General features: G+C 42.4%; 18 protein-coding genes and 1 pseudogene. 10 read left to right on the top strand and 9 right to left on the bottom strand.

All coding sequences use genetic code 11. From position 1 onward, the window contains the following. The first annotated feature begins 449 nt into the window (after positions 1-449). Complete coding sequence (locus tag L3V43_RS22595) at positions 450-1,262, top strand: response regulator transcription factor (RefSeq protein WP_237117443.1); 813 nt, start codon at positions 450-452, stop codon at positions 1,260-1,262. A gap of 129 nt (positions 1,263-1,391) precedes the next feature. Continuing rightward, positions 1,392-1,760 carry a VOC family protein gene (locus tag L3V43_RS22590; protein WP_235368474.1) on the top strand — a complete coding sequence of 123 codons (369 nt, stop codon included), beginning with the start codon at positions 1,392-1,394 and terminating at the stop codon, positions 1,758-1,760. A gap of 73 nt (positions 1,761-1,833) precedes the next feature. Here L3V43_RS22590 and L3V43_RS23765 read toward each other — a convergent pair whose 3' ends face one another. Next, a complete protein-coding gene (locus L3V43_RS23765) occupies positions 1,834-1,959 on the bottom strand; it encodes a hypothetical protein (protein ID WP_266070577.1) in 126 nt (41 codons plus the stop codon). A 379-nt stretch (positions 1,960-2,338) separates the two neighbouring features. Here L3V43_RS23765 and L3V43_RS22585 point away from each other — a divergent pair, with 379 nt between their 5' ends. From L3V43_RS22585 to L3V43_RS22575, 3 genes are all read left to right on the top strand, one after another. Then, a complete protein-coding gene (locus L3V43_RS22585; RefSeq protein ID WP_235368473.1) occupies positions 2,339-2,668 on the top strand; it encodes a helix-turn-helix transcriptional regulator in 330 nt (109 codons plus the stop codon). 284 nt (positions 2,669-2,952) lie between these two features. Continuing rightward, positions 2,953-3,318: a hypothetical protein gene (locus L3V43_RS22580; protein ID WP_235368472.1), complete on the top strand. Its 366-nt coding sequence runs from the start codon at positions 2,953-2,955 to the stop codon at positions 3,316-3,318. 108 nt (positions 3,319-3,426) lie between these two features. After that, a complete protein-coding gene (locus tag L3V43_RS22575; RefSeq protein ID WP_039496348.1) occupies positions 3,427-3,738 on the top strand; it encodes a cupin domain-containing protein in 312 nt (103 codons plus the stop codon). A 211-nt stretch (positions 3,739-3,949) separates the two neighbouring features. Here the strand turns inward: L3V43_RS22575 and L3V43_RS22570 are convergent, their stop codons facing one another. The 3 genes and pseudogenes from L3V43_RS22570 to L3V43_RS22560 all read right to left on the bottom strand — a co-directional run bounded on the left by L3V43_RS22570 (position 3,950) and on the right by L3V43_RS22560 (position 5,988). Further along, positions 3,950-4,843, bottom strand: coding sequence for an alpha/beta hydrolase (locus L3V43_RS22570; RefSeq protein ID WP_211865259.1), 894 nt, complete (start codon positions 4,841-4,843; stop codon positions 3,950-3,952). 627 nt (positions 4,844-5,470) lie between these two features. Beyond that, positions 5,471-5,620, bottom strand: a pseudogene (locus L3V43_RS22565) (DUF479 domain-containing protein); the annotation flags it as partial. Positions 5,621-5,631: 11 nt separating this feature from the next. Then, positions 5,632-5,988 (bottom strand): helix-turn-helix domain-containing protein, encoded by a 357-nt coding sequence (locus tag L3V43_RS22560; RefSeq protein ID WP_017217773.1) that lies wholly within the window; start codon positions 5,986-5,988, stop codon positions 5,632-5,634. 143 nt (positions 5,989-6,131) lie between these two features. Between L3V43_RS22560 and L3V43_RS22555 the strand changes: the two genes are divergently transcribed. The 5 genes from L3V43_RS22555 (at position 6,132) to L3V43_RS22535 (ending at position 10,925) form a co-directional block, all read left to right on the top strand. Continuing rightward, positions 6,132-6,728, top strand: coding sequence for an NAD(P)H-dependent oxidoreductase (locus L3V43_RS22555; protein WP_017217774.1), 597 nt, complete (start codon positions 6,132-6,134; stop codon positions 6,726-6,728). 9 nt (positions 6,729-6,737) lie between these two features. Next, positions 6,738-7,280, top strand: coding sequence for a peroxiredoxin-like family protein (locus tag L3V43_RS22550; protein ID WP_174169615.1), 543 nt, complete (start codon positions 6,738-6,740; stop codon positions 7,278-7,280). 8 nt (positions 7,281-7,288) lie between these two features. Beyond that, positions 7,289-7,651: a hypothetical protein gene (locus tag L3V43_RS22545; protein WP_102058308.1), complete on the top strand. Its 363-nt coding sequence runs from the start codon at positions 7,289-7,291 to the stop codon at positions 7,649-7,651. Positions 7,652-9,168: 1,517 nt separating this feature from the next. Continuing rightward, complete coding sequence (locus tag L3V43_RS22540; protein WP_235368470.1) at positions 9,169-10,116, top strand: hypothetical protein; 948 nt, start codon at positions 9,169-9,171, stop codon at positions 10,114-10,116. A gap of 398 nt (positions 10,117-10,514) precedes the next feature. Next, positions 10,515-10,925: a GIY-YIG nuclease family protein gene (locus L3V43_RS22535; RefSeq protein WP_172439917.1), complete on the top strand. Its 411-nt coding sequence runs from the start codon at positions 10,515-10,517 to the stop codon at positions 10,923-10,925. 357 nt (positions 10,926-11,282) lie between these two features. Here the strand turns inward: L3V43_RS22535 and L3V43_RS22530 are convergent, their stop codons facing one another. From L3V43_RS22530 to L3V43_RS22510, 5 genes are all read right to left on the bottom strand, one after another. Continuing rightward, positions 11,283-11,798 carry a hypothetical protein gene (locus L3V43_RS22530; RefSeq protein ID WP_235368469.1) on the bottom strand — a complete coding sequence of 172 codons (516 nt, stop codon included), beginning with the start codon at positions 11,796-11,798 and terminating at the stop codon, positions 11,283-11,285. A 108-nt stretch (positions 11,799-11,906) separates the two neighbouring features. After that, positions 11,907-14,579: a TonB-dependent receptor gene (locus tag L3V43_RS22525; protein ID WP_237117442.1), complete on the bottom strand. Its 2,673-nt coding sequence runs from the start codon at positions 14,577-14,579 to the stop codon at positions 11,907-11,909. A 74-nt stretch (positions 14,580-14,653) separates the two neighbouring features. Then, positions 14,654-15,697 carry a FecR domain-containing protein gene (locus tag L3V43_RS22520; protein WP_237117441.1) on the bottom strand — a complete coding sequence of 348 codons (1,044 nt, stop codon included), beginning with the start codon at positions 15,695-15,697 and terminating at the stop codon, positions 14,654-14,656. A 23-nt stretch (positions 15,698-15,720) separates the two neighbouring features. Next, on the bottom strand, positions 15,721-16,296 hold the full coding sequence (locus tag L3V43_RS22515) for an RNA polymerase sigma factor (RefSeq protein WP_010375741.1): 576 nt from the start codon (positions 16,294-16,296) through the stop codon (positions 15,721-15,723). An 87-nt stretch (positions 16,297-16,383) separates the two neighbouring features. Beyond that, positions 16,384-19,128, bottom strand: coding sequence for a family 20 glycosylhydrolase (locus L3V43_RS22510; protein WP_237117440.1), 2,745 nt, complete (start codon positions 19,126-19,128; stop codon positions 16,384-16,386). Between the last annotated feature and the right edge of the window lie 109 nt (positions 19,129-19,237).

The following is a 19,237-nucleotide window of genomic DNA, read 5'->3' as shown; positions in this document are numbered from 1 at the left end:
CTGTTTATCAATACATACAAATAGTAAATGAGAGATAAATAAAAGAAGCAACAAGGCTGTTAAAACAACCTTGTTGGATGAGTATTACTTGACTGCAGCTGAGCGTCCATATATGTCACTTATTTTTTAGCTGTCACTTATTTTTTAGCTAGATATAGCAGCGGCGCAGCAATCGTTTATCAAGGCTCAACACCAGTATTGGTTGGATTAGCAGCGTGGAAAGAAATTGAGGGTGATTTGGAAATTATACTTTAGGCAAATACGGTTCAACCGCAGTATTAACACGTGTATCTTATTACCAAGATTGGATAAATAAGCATATCAATAAAGGCCAGTAGCAGGTAAAGCGCGTCTAAAAAGCAGACCATAAAACGGTTGCAAAATTTACCAGAGTCTTAGTTTTTATTTGCTGTAAGCTTCAACCGTCCATAGCTAGAAGCGGAGGTTTTATGGATTACAAAACATTTTTCCCTTGTGAAAATTTATCTTCATTTATCAATTGCTTTTGGACACTGGAGATTACTGCAGATAAAGATGCCGCAAAGCAACGCATTGTCCCCGACGGCTGCATTGAACTGGCCTTTATATTGGGCGACGATATTAAGCGCTATACATCAGAACATGACTACATACTGCAACCGCGCGCAATGGTGCTTGGACAAACCGTGTCACCTTTTTATATTCAACCAACCGGATACGTTCACACCTTTGCAGCCAGCTTTTTTCCTTATGCCTTTTCCCACTTTATTTCGAAACCTATAAAAAACTTAATAAATAAGGAAACATCGATTTACGAATTATTTAAGCACGATGAGGCCGCGAAGCTTGAAAGCGATATCATCCAAGCGCGAAACACAAGCCAAAGGATTGAGATTTTAGAGGCCTTTCTCCTTCACAAGCTTAGCGACCCGCGGACAATTGAGCACATTATAAAAACAACGGTAGACATTATCTTTGCACAAAATGGCGATATATCGGTTAATGCAATCACCAAATCAAATCCCAATAAAAGGCGCCAACTAGAGCGGAAGTTTTTAGACCTTGTCGGTATTAGTCCAAAACATTTAAGTAAACTTGTACGCTTGCAAAGCGCTTTAACACTCCTCATAAATCGTGAAGACAACCTCACCAACATCGCTTACAAAAGCAATTATTATGATCAGTCTCACTTTATTAAGGACTTTAAAGCGCTCACGGGGGTAAACCCGCGAGCGTTTCTCGATGACGAAAGCATGACGCTTTCACGGCTTTTCTATAAATAGTCCTGTCGCTTTTTTACAATTAATTGTTGTCTCCCCACGCTATCTTAAAGTCGAACTCGTTGAACCTTAAACGAGTCCAGCCTAGTCACCAAAAGCTAGCCGACCCACATAGAAAATAAGGACGATAACATGCACAGCTTTGCATCAATTTTTGAAATTCCAGCAACCGACTTAACCCGCGCCGTAAAGTTCTACAGCCGCATTTTTGCTGTCTCCATGGAAACCACAGATATGCCTGAAGTGACAATGGCACTCTTCCCGTACGAAGGGCAATCTACCGTAGGTGTGATTGTTCAAGGTGAAGGTTACACTCCTTCCAGCACTGGCGTTACTCTGTATTTAAACGCAGGTGAAGACCTACAACGAGTGCTATCAAAAGTAGAAGAAAACGGTGGGAAAATACTGACCCCCAAAACCCCACATGCAGACGAAAGCGGCTTCTTCGCGTTATTTTTAGATACAGAAGGCAATCGGTTAGGCCTGCACTCACCAAAGTGAATTCGCGCTTTCATGGTAATTGGAATGAGTTAATACTTGCGATATAACTCAGCCCATAAGCAGAGTTTAATTTTTAACCGAGGTAAGTTTGCCATATTCGCTTATCCCATAATACTTTGCTTGGATAGTGCTGTTTTTGCGCCGCTTTGGGCTTTACTACTTTTTCCAATCTTTCTGTTGCTTGACTTTGATTAATCATTATTGTGACCTCTTCGAAGTGCACATAAAGGGCAATGAAGATTTGCATGTTTTCGCTCAAGATTAAAGTAATTGCATTGCCCGCTTAGCATGATGTACAGCAACTTAAAGTATGATTCTTTTGGTTTTACTTTCTGAGTTTGTTCCTTCATCGCTCACCATCTTAAAAATTAAAAAAGTGTAAACAAATAGTCCTATGAATACTTGTACTCATCTGCGCTTATCATTTTCTCTTGCTCTAGAAGTAAGAGAATATATGAGCTTGCGTCTAATATATTTGACGATTTACAGTGGTTACCGATAAAAATAAAACATTGACAGTAAGAAACATAAATTTCACAATTATACATATTCACCCATTCATAAATTTGGCAAGGACGATGACAGAGCAGGAAAAAGGCAAGACGAAAATGATCGAAGATCTTAGCTTAATTGGCTCTAAGTTCAGTGGTGAAAATATTCTCTACATGCGTTTATCGCTCGGCCTTAGTCTTCGAGGTTTTGCTAAATTCTTAAATATGGGTGTCTCTCATCAAACGGTTAGCGGATGGGAGAGTGGAAGTAGTAAACCCTCTTTTGAAGTATATGAAGAGTGTGTTGAAAGATACTTAAGAAAGAGAAACCAAGTTACCTTTTTTTCTCTAAATGGTTATTTTTTTAACCCTATCACTTTACATTTTGTAAAGTCAGTCGTTAGCTTTAAAAGGTAATAAGCTGATTAGTAATAATTTTTAAATTATTTATTGATGGTGAGATATTAGCTATGGAGCATTTCTTCATCCTTTTTGACAACACCCGATTTTCAATCACAGAAGTTACTTTTTTCATTCTGTTAATAGCTGTAGTCATAGCAAACTATAAAGATGGGCATCGAATATATTTGGCAACGGTGCTCTTTTCTATGAAGGTAATAGACTTATCAATTAGACCTCTATTGCCATGGAATTTAATCGTATCTCAGAGTGCCTACTTCATCTTAAATTTAGTCACCGTCATGCTAATAATATACCGTATATCTATCATCAACTGGTTACAGAGCACAACTTCGATCCGATTACCCTTGTTTAATAATGATAATATGGCAAAAGAACAAGGTGCTATTACACACATTTACTTTGCAGTAGCAGCGTTATGCTTTGCAATGATTTTGGAGCATGTAGTCCGGCATCCAGACTTAGTACATTTACCTAGTGACTGGGCAATTCAAACTCAATTGATTTACGACAGTTATCCGATCATAGTAAACGTATATACCTACATTTTACTAATTGTTCTATTTATTATGACCATTGATGGTTGGGCCATTAGGAAAATGCGAGCGATGGAAGAGAAAAGTAACGCCAAAAAACGCTTAGATTAAGTGTCTTACTCACGATATAAAAAACAGTAGAATAATGCCTCTCGCATAGGGCTAAGCGCAGCACGGGAGTCATTATGGGTTTAGGCCATTTAGCTAGCTGGAAACATCATGGAAATAATTAGAAGCAAAACATTCACAGCACAACGCGCTTGGGGCGCAAAAGACATCGCCAATATGAATGGTATTACAACCCGCCTGCATTGGACTGATCAGCCTTATAAGTGGCATGTTAATGACGGTGAAGAAGTCTTTGTCGTGTTAGATGGCGAGGTTGACATGTTTTACAAAGAGAATGGCGTTGAGCAATCAGCCCTGTTGCAAACTGGTGATATTTTTTATGCGTCAATTGGCACTGAGCATGTTGCCCATCCTCGTGGCGAGGCGAGAATTTTGGTCATAGAATCAGAAGGTAGTGTATAAGGTTTGGGCCGGTGTTAAACATCGATATCCGTTAAACTGGACAAGTCTAAACTTGAACTGTCAGAAGCGGAGATTCATTTAGGGTGCTCATAAAGTCGACCTAGCAGCAAGAGAGCTCAGTGACGCTCGGCATAGCCGCTTCGTCACATTTGAGCCATTAGTAAACTACGCTCTTCTATTTGATCAACATCAGCAAAACAACAATTACGAATTAGTGGGAAAAATTATTTTGCTTTATCCATTGTATCGCAATATCTAGAGGCTCTGCTTTATTAGTATTGTGGCCCAGCGATGGAAATAATACATATTCAAAAGGCTTGCCCTTAGCTTTCATCCTATTCAGTTGCTCGATACACATTTTGACTGGGACTTGTATGTCCTGCTCTCCGAAGAGCCAGAGCCCAGGTATCGATAAAGAATTCAAAGAAATTTTCGGGTCCGTTGCTTTAAAATCATATCTGTCAGGATCATTTAACGTATGTTCACGCGATTCTTCATCAGTATGAGTTTCCCAAAAGTCTTCTCTACCATTTGTATAAAACTGAAATCTAAGTTGTTCCAGAGTTGTGATTGTAGGGCTACTGAAGAGAACCATAAACTCTACTGATTGATTATTGAGTGCGGCAATTGGAATAATCCAGCCAGCCTGACTCGCGCCAATAAGTCCAATCGATAACTCTTTGTCATAGCCATGAACCACATCTACCGCAGCACTTGCATCTTTCGCAAGCAAAGTTAAATTATCAACACTTATATTATTGGTTCCCACCTGAGGCCCTACGTAAACGCCACCAGATTCACCAACCCCACGCTTGTCGTACGTCAAAACTAGTAAGTCTCTCTTAGCCAATGACTGTGCTAACTTAGTCATTCGTGGGACAGGATCAGAGCCGTGCACTAATACTACCGCAGCTCGTGCATCTTTAGGTATATACATGCTCCCTGATAATTTTACACCTTCGCTTTCAAAAACGACCTCTTCTACAATAGTAACGTCATTTGATTGGTGTTTTTCTTCGTTGAGAGTGTGACTTTGGTCTCTATTGTTTGTAGTACAACCTGACGCAAAAATTAGTAAAAACAAAAAATATCCGAGGTTTCTCATTTTTAACCCATAATGAAATTAAAGCAACCTTGAGACAGCAAGGTTTGCGCCAACATAAAAACCAATGATTTCAGTTCTTTAAAATTCTCACTTTCGACTAGATTACTCAATATGACCACTAATTAGTTATACTGACCATTTATTGAAAACCTGTGTGAAATTGGTCGTTTTTTGAAAATGTAAGCCCATGCCTAAGTGAACTACACGAAGGGATATTTTGAATGCCCGTTCATTGCTCAAATCGGGCCCTTAGTTCATTTATATTAACGGATTTTGTAGCATAAATGAGTTAGTTGAACGTCTGCTATGCAGCATCGAAGACTCTCCCAAGAAGAGCGCCGACAGTCTCAAATTCGCTCTTAGCAGCCATAACTCCCCTTCAAAACTGCATGGTTAGATGTCAGCGACGACAATTAAACCCACTATCGCCTTGAATTTTTGCAAACCACTACACCTCACTTAAATACTGGATCATCCGTCCTGATCGCTTCTCTTCTTTAAAGTCACAACTGGTTAAACGATATTGAACGAAGTTATCTGTTAAGCAGCGGGTGTCGTGGATATCGCCGGGTAGAAACACTCGGCAATCGCCGCTTGCTAATTGTGATGGGTGTCAGTTATTTTTGTATGGTTATCTATAAATTTATCGACTAGATAATGATTATCCAATGCCTTTTTCACTGTGAGTGGCAAGTTTTTTACATGCCTTGTTCCGCCAAAATCGCCAAGCAGATTTCCAAAATAAGAATCTGCATTGGGCTGTGCTAAATAATTCAAAGTAGCTACTGTTAAATTTGATGGGACTCTGACCAGATCCTGAGTTCATCTAAAATACTCAGTGCGGTTTTGCCAAAATCGGTTAATTCATAAGTTACAGCGACAGGTCTGTCACTTATCACTTTTCTACGAACCATCCCTTCACTTTCTAGTTCCTTTAGGCGTTGGTCGACCATTTTTTTGCTGGCACCGCCAAGCATACGGGTTAAGTCATTAAACCTTACAGGTTCATCTTTAAGGTGATAAATAATGGAACCTTTCCACTTTCCGCCAATTAAACGCATGCCTTTTTCGATAGCACAGGGTTCAGTGCATGCATTTAAAACTTTTTTTCTACCTTTACTGTCTGTTTTTACGACACTTTCCATCAGTTTTCCTAAAAAACAACTAGGTTACTAAAAGTATACTAATTGATAACTTAAATCAGGTTACTAAAATATACCACACATTGATTGAGTAGGAGAGTGTCTCTCTTACTTATTTTTGCTGAAATTTAGTTTGGAGTTGTTTTATGAGCACTACTGATCTTAAAAACGTATTAATTATTAATGCCCACCAATATTACCCATTCTCTGAAGGTAAGCTAAATGCAGCCTTGATTGATAAGGCAATAACCATGCTGGAAGATAAAGGTTATAACACGCGCGTAGTAACAATGAGTGACGGGTACGATGTGGAGGAGCAATTAGCACTTCATCAATGGGCAGACATTGTATTTTTGCAAACACCAAGCAATTGGATGGGCGTGTCTTGGTCATTCAAAAAGTATATGGATGAAGTATACACAGCAGGCATGGGAGGAGCTTTATGTGTTGGCGACGGTCGCACAGCAGAATCACCAAAGAAAAACTATGGTAAGGGCGGCACGTTAACCAACACCAAATACATGATGTCTCTCACCTTTAATGCGCCGGAAGAAGCCTTTAATGATCCAGAAGAATTCTTCGATGGGAAATCAATCGACGATTTAATGTTCCCTATGCACATGAACTTCAAGTTCTTTGGAATGAAGCCAATGGAAACATTTGCGTGCTTTGATGTGATGAAAAACGCAGATGTTGAAAACGACTTCAAACGTTTCGAAACGCACATTAACAAGCATTTTTAAGGAACAGTCATGAGCATTGATTATACCAATAAGCTTCATGCAGGTTCAGACTTTCCTGCAATTGAAACCACACTTCTAAATGGTGATATTAAAAAGTTGTCTACGCTTGAAAATGGTTTGGATTGGAAGATGGTTGTTGTTTACCGAGGGCAGCATTGCCCACTTTGTACTCGCTACTTAAACCAGTTAGAAAGTGCGAAAGACCAACTCGCTCAAACAGGCGTAGATTTGATAGCCGTTTCTGGTGACAGTAAAGAACAACTCGAAAGTCATATGGAAAGACTTAATGTGACTTTCCCTATCGCATACGGTCTTACTGTTGAACAAATGCAAGAACTTGGGTTGTTTATATCAGCTCCAAGATCGCCTGAAGAAACTGATCATCCATTTGCTGAGCCGGGGCTATTTGTTGTCAATAATGAAGGAAAAGTTCACGTAGTAGATATTTCAAACAACCCGTTTGTAAGACCTGAACTTCAGTCATTGATTAGTGGCTTAGGTTGGATACGAAATCCTGCAAACAACTACCCTATTCGTGGTATGCATAAATAGGAATTCCTATGAAAAAGGTTGTATTTACTGCTGTTACTTCAGTCCTATTGTTTGGAAATGCGTTTGCACAAGACACGAAGGTCGAGGCTGCACACATTGCATCTCCAAACCAATATCAACTACTGCTAGAGAACGAAGAGGTTACCGTACTTAAAATGACACTCAAACCAGGGGAACAGGATAACTGGCATAAACACAATGCTGAGACTGTTTACTTCGAAAAAGGTGGCAAGGCGACGATAACAACGAATGAAAAAGACATAACCTTGGAGATCCCGGATGGCTACGTGATGTGGCATGACCAATGGGAACATCAAGTTAAAAATGTTGGTGATACAACAATCACTGCAATTATCGTGGAGAAGAAATAATCATGTCAAAGACACAAATCAACATTGATATCGTTTCTGATGTGGTTTGTCCTTAGCGTGTAATTGGCTATGGTCGCTTAAAAGCAAATCGCTGACACCCACCACTAATTACTATAGTGATGGGGTCACTGATTTTCTCTTGCTCCCGATAAGGGGGAGGAGTCCATACATCTCCCACAAAGCTATCCGCACTGCTAATTAGGAGGCTATGCTGATAGTTTTTGTAACCCTTGCAAACAGCTTCATCGTAAAAAGCGTAGAAGATCTCACAAGCAACTTATTCCCCCCCCCCCCCCCTCCATCACACCCGAAAAGCATAAGCTGATATGCAATGTGCCGACAGGATGTCGGCCAAGTCTTGTCTGGCATCATGGACGTGCCTTACAAGACGGTTGCACTATATCGGCTTAGGGTTTGAGGATTAAGTGTGATGCTGGGGCGACGTTTTCTTGGTTCGTTCTTTTTCGTCGTTTAAAAAGAATGAACGAGGAGCGCATGGATGCGCTTTGATATTAAACATGGAGGTTTATGTTGCTAACGGCTGGTAGCTCGAAATGTATCGTGAAGTCAGCCCGTCCTCCTGACTGGTTTTGACGCCCATCCATGGGCTACGACATACTTTTCTTTGATGCCCAAAGAACAAGTATGCAAAAGAAAGGGCACTCCCGACATCACACTGACTCCTCAAGCAAATCGCCAATATGAACGTCACCGCTGTGTAAGGGACATCCCTGTCCCTGTCACAGCTTTTCACGCATCCATGCGTTGAAATGACTCATTGGCACTTTACTTTCGGGTGTGATGAGGGAGGAAAACGGTGCTGATAGTGTTGTTTGGTGCTTGCAAGTTAATCAGTTGCTTTAGTAGATAAAACCAGAAACAACGGTCAATACCACGCCCGAAAAGCGTAGAAGATCTTACAAGCAACTTTATTCCCCCTCCATCACACCCGAAAAGCATAAGCTGATATGCAATGTGCCGACAGGATGTCGGCTAAGTCTTGTCTGGCATCATGGACGTGCCTTACAAGACGGTTGCACTATATCGGCTTAGGATTTGAGGATTGAGTGTGATGCTGGGGCGACGTTTTCTTGGTTCGTTCTTTTTCGTCGTTTAAAAAGAATGAACGAGAAGCGCATGGATGCGCTTTGATATTAACCAAGGAAGGGATGCTTGATCAGGGCTGCTTTATAAAATCAAGCAGTTAACTTGCTTAATTGCTCAGACTAGCGGCCTCTGTATGCGTAAAAAATATAATTGCTTATCAAGCCAAATTTAGGTGTAATGGATACATAATAAGCGCTGAGCAATGCAGGGAAAGCTAACATAATAATAGCTGGGTAGACTAGCTAGGTTAGCTAGAGCCTCTAATAAGCCTATTTTTCTAAGTAAGCCATAGCATAAATAACACCAACTCTGATACATCGAGCAGGTAGCGGCTCAGTCCAACAAGCGATTGTGCAACACAAACTGCGTGTCGCATAAATACTAAAATGTTATGTTTCTAAGGAGTATCGATGACATTAGTTGTTGCCGGATATAATTTTGATCAAAACCCATGGCGAAGCATTGATAATATTAAAGAAAATACAGGGATAAGGCAGGAAGGATTATTTGCAATAGCTGACAGTATAATTACAAGCCTTAGTTCAAATGGACATTCTCCACTATTATCTGGATTCAAAAAAATTAAAGAAATACCTGTCAAGCTTTGGCAGCCTTACTTCATAGGGGAAAACTTCAAGTCATATAACAATGTTTTTTTGCAGTTTGAATGTTTTGTCGCTTTCGCTGGGAGCACCTTAACTGCACAGCATGTGATTGATTTAATATCTAATCATTTAGCAACATTAAGAATAGATTTTCAAAGTGGAAACTTTGAAACCGATGGTAAGTATGTTGTAAAAAAAATCTGTGACTCCAATAACTTAATAAAAAATGCTCGTAGTTCAGTGTATGGCGATGATATGTTTATTCCTGAAAAACACTATCGCGGTATATTGACTGCAGAATACATCGCTGAAGTTGTCGAGCACTCAATAAACAAGGCTTTAAGTTCAGCTCAAAAACATAAGCTAGATGAAAACTCACTGAAGGAAATGTACACAGAGTTCATTCTTGGTGTGAATTGTCCTTCATCTAAATCTGACCTTTTAATCAAATACACAATGAAGCAGCGGATAACCCTTGAGGGGATGATTGAAGTATATGTTGTGGGGGAGAAAATCCAAGAAGGTGATGTCGCAGTGATTGGGATGACTTCTCGATTTGGTGATTTAGCGCAAGATGCTGCTAAATCAGCAATTGAAAATGGATTGTCGCTAAAAAGCGAGATGACTTCTTTCGTTAAAAAAGCAATAAGTGAAGTAAATGCCGAAGGCTCCTTTCAAATTGCTATGCCTGTAGTGGTTAAAAGCTTAAAAAGTAGAAGAATTACAAAACAGGTAATCGCAGAAGAAACATAACACATATGAACCTTATCCGGTCAAGTAAGCATAACGATATCTTTGAGATAGGGCGAAATCAGTCTAAGTAATTCATGTTTATCAGCTTTTATTTTCTGATGAACAACTTTATTACCACGCTCATCAATAATGCAAACGTATAAAGTGCGTGCATGAAGGTTAATTCCACAATAATATTTATGAAAAGTAGTATAGAATTTCATTGAGCTTTCTCCTTTGGGTTTCGTCGCCTTGAAGTTTAGCTGTTCGCTAAACTTCGGGGGAGAAGGTTCAATAAGTATCAAACGCTTCAACCAAGGACGCAAAACAGCAGGCTAGCGCTCTTTCGTCGCTAATTTTAGCCTGCTATTTTGCGCCGGTTAAGCGAGGCATTAGATTCATGGAGCATGGAATCAAAAATGAACGTTGAGTCTGTAAAAGAAGCAATAGCTGAATTTGATACTAAATTTAAACGTCCAGGGATAGATTCCCTAGTTGAATGCTTTCAATCAACTACTGTGACTCAAAGCAACTGGTCCTCGCTTTGGGCTGATAAAGGATTACTACGTACTTATACTGATGAGCCTTGTGTGTATTTCTTTTTCAATAATAAAGAAGAACTACAGTATATTGGTAAAGCTGAGATCCTCGGTTACCGCATGAGTAAGCACTTCGCTAAAAACTCTAAGTGGTATGATGAGGTTAAAACAATCGGTATTCTGCCAGTCCCAAGGGATTCGTGGTTTGAAATTGTGGCTATCGAGGCGTATTTAATTGATTTATTGCGACCCCCAGCAAATAGTATAGGGAAAAATAGCAGAAGAACCTAACACATATGAACCTTCTCCGGTCAGGTAAGCATAACGATTCTTTTTAGCTGCTTTTAAGCAGCTAATTTATATTGGCAATTCTTAAACCTGTTCAACTTCGTTATGTCAATTAGCCGTTAAAATCGTTTACGGCAAACGCATACAGGGGCGTTACGCCGTAATCTCTTATTGCGCCTAAATCAATAGATACAACTTATCGTTTAGGGCCGCTTAAAGTGTCCAAACACAGCTAGCTGAACGTCAGCTATCATGGTAGCTGTTGAACGCCGATATTTACACAGAGCCCCTTCAAAACAGCTTGATTAAATGTCAACGAAGACACTTAAACCCACTATCGCCTTGAGTTTTGGCAAACCACTACACCTCACTCAAATACTGGATCATCCGTCCTGAGCGTTTCTCTTCTTTAAAGTCACAACTGGTTAAACGATATTGAACGAAGTTGTCTGTTAAGCAGCGGGTGTCGTGGATATCGCCGGGTAGAAACACTCGGCAATCGCCGGCTTTGAGCGTGTCTGTTCCTCGGGATACAAGGTGGGTTTCGCCGTTTGCTGTGGTGATGGGTTTGTATGTTGTCATTTCCATTTCGCCGGATTGCACGGCATAAAATACCCACCCTGCGCCATGATCATGGGGCGGGCGGTACGTGCCCTTTTCTTCGGCATGGACTAGCAGCATAAAACCATAGTCAGGGTCTTGGTAGAGTGTTTTTGATGCTAGTCTTTCACGCATAATGCTCGCAAGCCAAGGTTCGTGCGGTGGAGACTGAGTAAGTTCGCTTAACAATTCACGTACTGTCACTGTGGTACTTGAATTTAGCCCGCTCCAGTTGGCTTTTATATCATTGACGATTTTATCTAAGCTATTTTGCATTGCCTCTGCCTCTTATCGTTTGGTCACTGTCATTCGGTTAAGTGGAGCATACAACTTCAAGTTCACTTTAAGTCAAGGATAGAATTACTCGAATAATAGCGGTTTTGTTTAAAACTGATAACTTAACGAAAGTTTGATGGTGCGACCAAAAATGGGTCTAGCGTAAAAAATGGCCTCTTGGTGGCTTAAATCATCCCTAGGATTTCCCTCAGTTAGCCCCATAGCATTGGTGAGGTTTTTAACCTCAAGCTGTGCGCTGAGCTGTTCATTAACTGCCAACTCGGTAAATAAATCCCATGTTTGATAGGCTGGTAAGGCAAAACGATTAGCGATATCAGAATAGCGTTTACCAACATACGACCAGGTGATAGCCGCGGTAATAGGTCCTGCTTTGTATTCCGGCGTTAGTCGTAGTTGTAACTCCGGCGTGCGTGTTATTTGATTGCCATTAAATTCGCTTTGTGGCAATTGCTTAGGAATGCCATAAAACCCAGCGTCTTGCCACACACCTATCGCTCTAAATTGCAAATCTGGACTATATTGATAGTCAAATTCGAACTCCAGCCCTCGTGTTTGGGTATTGATTGAAACGGCTTGTTGAGTCGTAGCCGCGCCGCGATATACCGTAAGCGGGAGCGGATCAAACTTGGTTTCAAATAACGCGCCACTAAACTGCCAATCAGCGGTTTGATAACGCAGTCCAACTTCACCTAACGCCAAGCGAATGGGTTGACCAAAATCTTGTTGTACGCGCTCTTCTTCACTTTTAGCCCACCCGCGGCCATTGCCGTAATTAATGAGCCGTGGCATTTCAAAGGCGTCGGAATAACGTGCAAATATCGCCATAGCGTCGCCGATTTGGTAATTTGCGCCAATACTGAGCGCATTTTGCGTAAAGGAATCACGTAAAGTGGTAGCCGGGAGGTAGTGAGAATAAGTGGCCTTTGATGAGTCTGTGTACGACTTTACCCCTTCAAGTAGTGTGCTGGTGAGATTCAGATGTTCATTACGAAGTGCCAAATCAACTCTAAGGTTTTCAGTGAGCTGCCAGTCAATATTGGCATACAGCGAATGTGATTGAGACAAGCCGCTACCGCTTAAATAAACGGGACCGGCGTAAGATAAAAAACCTTGCTCGGTAAAATGGGCAATCACATTTTCTTGCCCATCAACCAGTACGATGTCCAGCCGTCCTGGTTGATGCTTTACATCCGTTAGTAACGCGCCAAGCCATTTATCTAGTGGTAACTCATCAAAATCACTTCGAGCGTAAATATGGCCGAGGGTCAGTGACCACTGCGCGTCGAGATAGTCCACACTAAAATGATTTACCAGCTGCTGTTGCCTGTAACGTGAATATAAAGGATAACTAGCGGTCACGAGACCATTACCATTAAGCGTTGCAGGGTTGGCAACTAAGGTGTTATCTGAATAACGTAAGTATCGAGGGCGCAATGCGCTATTTGCAAAGTGGCGTTTAAATTCGGTGATATCAGCGTGTTGTAATCGGCTTGTGGCGTCGACTATGGTTTGGTTGCCCAAATTCATTAAGGTATACAAATCATTGTTTAGGCTTGAAAATCGCGTACGATTGCTCAGGTTAACGTGTTCAAAAAGCGGCGTATTAAATAGTAAAGTGTAGCTATTTAGGCGTGTTTGCTGAGCGTCTTCTAGGTCACGCTGCACGCGTCCTTCTGGAGTGAAGAAGGTGAGCGACCTGAGATCGTCGCTCAGTAGCGTTCCATCGTCATAAGGCAGGCTCGCCAGCTCTCGAATTTCGCCGCTATTTTGCATCACTAAAGGCGCGTAAAAGCTGGTTTTATCGTTTAAATGTTTATAGCTAAAATCAAGCTCAAATGCATCGGTTAACCAGCTCAGGCGCGCACTCAACTGTCCCCCTAAATCGCTTTGATAGCCCGGCTCCCGAATACCGTCGGAAGTACGATAAAACCCGCCTACCGTATAAAACCATTCATCATTCAACGCTCCGCTAAACACGCCATCAAAACGAGTGTAGTCATAGCTCAATCCCTGACTCACTTTCACTAAGTTAAAAGGATTTTCTGAGCCTCGCCTGCCGATATAGTTCACCATTGCCGCAGGCCCGTTCACCGTAAAAATACCGCTACTGCCGCCACGCACCGCTTCAATGGCTTGATGGGTTAGGTCTGGACGTAAAAAAAAGTCCCCCCAAATACCGTCATAGGTCACGGGCAATCCATCTTCCATCAGGCTGATAAATCTAAACCCCTCTCCACCTCTGAGTCCCCTTGGCGCAACATTATTGTTAGTTTCGCCACCCGAGTCTTCAACCCAAAAGCCGGTGATATTTTTGAGCGCTTCTGCACTGGAATACGGTGTTTGTTTTTCAAGTTGTAGGCTTGCAAGCTGAGTGATTGAAATAGACGAGTTTAAAATGCTACGGTTTTTGCCGCTTACACCCGTTACGATAATGCGCTCAAAGTGTTGTGCAGACTCAAGTTTTTTAGGAGTCACAAAAATACGCTGCTGCTCTGGGTCTAGGGAAAAGTTGTAGGCGGCTTGTTGAAAGCTGGTGAGCAAGACTTGTTCGAGGGTGTAGCGGCCAGTTATCTGCTCAACGCTAATGTTATCTGGAATTTCGGCTGCACTTAACTGCCAGCCACTTTGCGCAGCAATATCGAGTAAACGCTGCTGCAAAGTCGCTTTAGGCAAGTTAAATTGATGATCCGTGGTAGCAAATGCAACGCCACCAAACCATATTAACCACGCTAACAGCGGGATTAATAGCTTGAATAACATAGTTTAAATCAATGTCTTTATTATTGTATAAACTTTGTACCACTTATATTGTGACTTTGCTATGACACTTTTAGCTAATTTGCGATTAGGGTGTATTCCTCGCCTTTTTGCATCACGGTGATCGGATAAATTTTTTCTAAACTGTTGAGCCAATCGCCTATTTCAGTGGTTAAAAAGGTGCCATTGTAGGTCAGTTTTGCTAGGCGTTGATCGCTTAACTTCACTTTGATTTCGCTATATCGCGACACATCATTAAGCACATTGCCTAATTCTGCGTTTTGATACACTAAGTAGCCTTTTTGCCACGCCATGGTCAACGCTTCACCCTGGGCTTTACTGCGGGTAACTTCGCCTTGCTGTGTGACTTCTACCGCTTGCCCTTGGGTCAATTTGATTGCTTGTTGCTGAGTCACAGCCACACGACCCTCAAGCACATCGACTCTAATTGAAGCCGGATTGGCGCGAACATTAAATACTGTGCCTAGCGCCTCAACTTGGCTGTTTTGGTAGCGCACGATAAACGGGCGCTGCTTGTCTTTACTCACGCTAAACAGCGCCTCACCTTGGTACAACAGTAGTTCTCTTGAAGTGTTGCTGTAGCGAACAGCCAATTGGCTATTGGCCCCTAAATCAACCTGACTATTATCATCAAGCGTAATGGTGCGATGCTCATTGACCTTGGTTTGAAAGAACTCGCTGTACACTGTATCGACAGGGGCTGGCTTAGCACTGGCAACAGGTGCTTGCTGTAGTGGCTGCTCTGGTGCCATAAGAGTCACCAAACCAACCAGCAGCAAAGTCGCGGCAATCGCAAGATACCAAGACTGAGCGCGGCGTTTGGATTGTGGTTTAATGACTGTTGCAGCCGTGGCGTTTTGTGCATCCAGCTGTGCAAACTGCTGAGTAACATAGTCATCGTCAAGTTGGGCTGAAAGCGTCCAAAGCTCCAACATTTTGTTGAACACATCACTGTGTAGCGGATCTTCAGCTAGCCAAGCGTTTAGCGGCTGTGGATATTGAGTGCTGTCATGAGGTGAGATCTGCTGCTCGTCTAAGACTAATAACCAATCAGCGGCTTGTTCTTCAATTATTGCTAAATCGTCAGATAATGGAATCATGTTTATATCCTTAACACTCATGATCAAAGCTCATGCTGTAACTGCTGGTAGCAATGACGAACTGCACGTAATACATATTTTCTTACCATACTTGGGGATATCTGTAAGGTCAAAGCTATCTCCTCATAGCTTTGACCACGTATTTTATACAATAAAAAAGCCAGCCTACATTTGTCGGGTAAGCTTGCGAGAGACTTTTCCATTTCTTTAAGTAGCTCTTGGTTGTGGTGGTTTTGTTCAGGGTTAGCACTTGCGTAAGGTTGTGGCATTTGATCGCTATCGTGCTCACGGTCATCAAACGGGCTACGCGCTTTACGCCGCAGCTTATCAATGGCCAAATTGGTTGCAATTTTATACAAGTACGCGGCGATATAGTTGCTGACATTATCCTGCTCAAGTCCAAGCAATTTCACAAACGCCTCTTGGGCAACGTCTTCCGCCTCACGTTTGTCTAACCCTTTGCCCATAATGTGGCGGATCAGCTTTTGCTGTTGTTTTAAAAACAACTCCTCTACCTGTTGACGACGTGCAAGGTCGTCGTTTGCAGCTACCGTAGTGGTATCGACTGCTTTACGCTTAAAAGATAATAACGGTGGCATGAATACGCATCCTACTCTTCCATTTGTGTTAGCGTGCAGCGAACCCATAAATTAATAGGTTCGCTGGCGTTGCTTAAACCAATTTGCTTAATTAACCGTTGCGACTCGGCTTACCTTGCCCGAATCACTCACCGTTCTGAGTTGTACTTTAGATGACGCGGTCAATGTCACAGGCCCTTCATAGCGATGCCATGTTACGCCTTGGTCAATCGAATACTCCGTAGCCATGCCAACAAACCGGGTATTGACGATTAACTTACCACCTTCAATCGCGCCTCCAGGTAATGGAATACGATAATTTACCCCGACCTGCTGTGGTATTTGAGCATTAATATCGACCACTTGGTAATAGTCCAATAGTGGTAGAGCGTATTGTCCTAAAGTGTTGGTAAAGGTGTGCCAAGCCTCGGTAGTCGCTGTGCCTTGCTCTGGCATATCTTGCACCCATGCACGCTCAGCGGCCCCCAGTAATTTCGGGAAAGTCATATAATCAAGAATTTCTGGTGACTTTTGGTTTTCGCCAAAAAGTTGCGCCTGAATACCTTGAACATTTTGTTTACCCGCTTCGCTCAGTAACACCCATTTCGGGTCCCACGGTACTGGGTTGCCCAGCTTGTCATGCTCGGCGTTAGCGTAGATATTAAACGGACGATATTCAAACGCCTTTTTGGTATCTGTGTAACCTGCCCAGTGATAGCCAATTTCATCAGGATGTTTGTTATACGCAAGGTCAAGATACAAGTTTGTCGCATGGGCCAGCACGACTTTATGACCTTGGTTCGCAAACTTGTAGGCCTGATGTTCATTGCCCCAACCCCACACGTTATTCCAAAACACGGGGAATATCTCACCGTAACTTACATTACCCGTACCATTGTGCGATAACACATCGCCCCAAGTTGCCATATCAAAACCATGCTGATTGACTATCTGTTTCCAGCGTAAAAAGAAGTAGTCAAACAACTCTGCATCGGTTTTGCCCGCCGTAGCTGGGTTTTGATCGACCGCTGGAGATTGCGCCCACCATTCATTCGGACCTAAATGTGGCAGCTCGTCACCACCGCCATGCAGCCGAGTCAATGTTGCATCGGGCACGGCATCATAAATGGCGCGTGTTTCTTTCACCACATGGTTGAGGAAAGTAAAAGTGCTCTCAAGTGCTGGGTTCACAAAGTTGTCGGTATAAAATTGTGGGGTGTAATACTGCGACTGGTCGAGCGGATCAATCAATCTAAAACGGTTTGCTTCAACTGGGTCGCTATCTTTGTATTTGTTGTAGCGATATTCCATCGCTTTGATTGCCGCGCGCGCATGGGCTGGAAAGTCATATTCGATGATCACATCGATATAACGGTCAGCGGCATACTGAAGAATTTCTTTAAAATCATTCACCGTGTAGTAGCCCCAGCCTTTACCGAGAAAGTTTTGCTGAGCAATTTCAAAGCCCTGATAACTAGGCGCGGTGCCTAAGTTTGCTGCGGTTTCATCCGTGGGCTTATTTTCAATCCCATCTCCTGGTGCAAAACCATTGGCAGCTCCCATAAAAGTATGCAGCATCGTGCTTTCGCTCAGGTCATATCCCCGCTTTGCCCCAAACTCGGTGAGTTCAGGAATACCCGGTATTTCTAGTCGCCAACCTTGATCGTTGGCAAGGTTAATTTCAAATTTGTTTAACTTGTAAAATGCCATCAAGTCCAACAACTTAAATACCGTTTCTTTGCTTTGGAAATTACGCGACACATCCAGCATCATGCCTCGATATTCAAACCGTGGTGCATCCAAAATGGTGCTCGCGGGTAGTACGGCATTGTCGGACAAAGTGGCTGAGTTTTTAGCCGTTTTATACACAGCGGTGGGGATCATCTGACGAAGTGTTTGAATACCATAAAACACCCCTTGGGCGTCACTTCCGGTAATGGTGATCCCCGAGAATGCATCGACCTCAAGCTTATAACCACTTGAGTCCGGCTGATTGTCTTGATTGGTATCGAGATTTGGGTCTAGCTGCAACTTGATAAGGTTTGGGCCATTTTGCACAGTGCTATTAATCGCAAATGTGCCGCTCAGAATATCGCGTAGCGCAGTTTGTAAGAAAGTGGCTTCTTTCGCCAATGAAGCTGGCGCTGAAATACTGGTTAATTGGCTCATCAAAGTTAAGAATTCATCATTCGGTTTGACCACTGAATGGGGCTGAGGAACCAAGCGATTTTTTAGCGGCAATGTCATGTGCGTCGCGCTGTTTTCGGCGAATCGGATGGCGGACGTTTGCACCGGCATATTATCGTTAACCGCTTGCTTTGTTTGTTTTGGATCGCTTGGGTTCATCATCACGTCCACCAGCACAGCTTGAGGCGCTTGATTATTGTAGCTAATGTGAAAACCCGACGGTGAGTCGTTTTTCAGCATTTGCCAATACTGTGCAACGATTTCAATAGTACGAGATTCACCCGGTTGAATGGGGGCAAAACCCGCTGTGGGCTTAAGTACAAAGTAATCACCACTTTTTGCGTCATCGGCATTTTCTAAACTTAGATTCTGTGCGGCGATATGCTGGCGCGCATACTGACCATTTGGATCTGAGTCTGGTAGTACGCTTGCAGGCGGCCTTACCGAGCTAAAATAAAGCGCCCAGCCAGACTCACCCAATGGCTCAAAACCATTATTAGTAATCGTCAAACTGCCAAGAAAGATATTCTCTCCAATGCCATGATCCACGACTTGCCAGCGTAATGCTAAGTTATCAGGATGAGGATGTGCGACGCTATAGTGGCTCGCAGTCAACAAGGCTAAGCCTGACAGTGAGGCAGTAATTATCTGTTTTTTTGCAAACATGTTGGCTCCTAAAATATTGTTATTGTTCGGATAGAGCGCGTACTGCTGCCACTCTATCTATGTAAACGTTTGAGCCGAGGAAGTTGGGAATGGAATCATAAATAATGCC

The sequence above is a fragment of the Pseudoalteromonas sp. L23 genome, assembly GCF_021728455.1.
Taxonomy (GTDB): Bacteria; Pseudomonadota; Gammaproteobacteria; order Enterobacterales; family Alteromonadaceae; genus Pseudoalteromonas.
The sequence above is the reverse complement of the archived record's forward strand: the minus strand, read 5'-3'. Positions and strand labels throughout refer to the sequence as shown.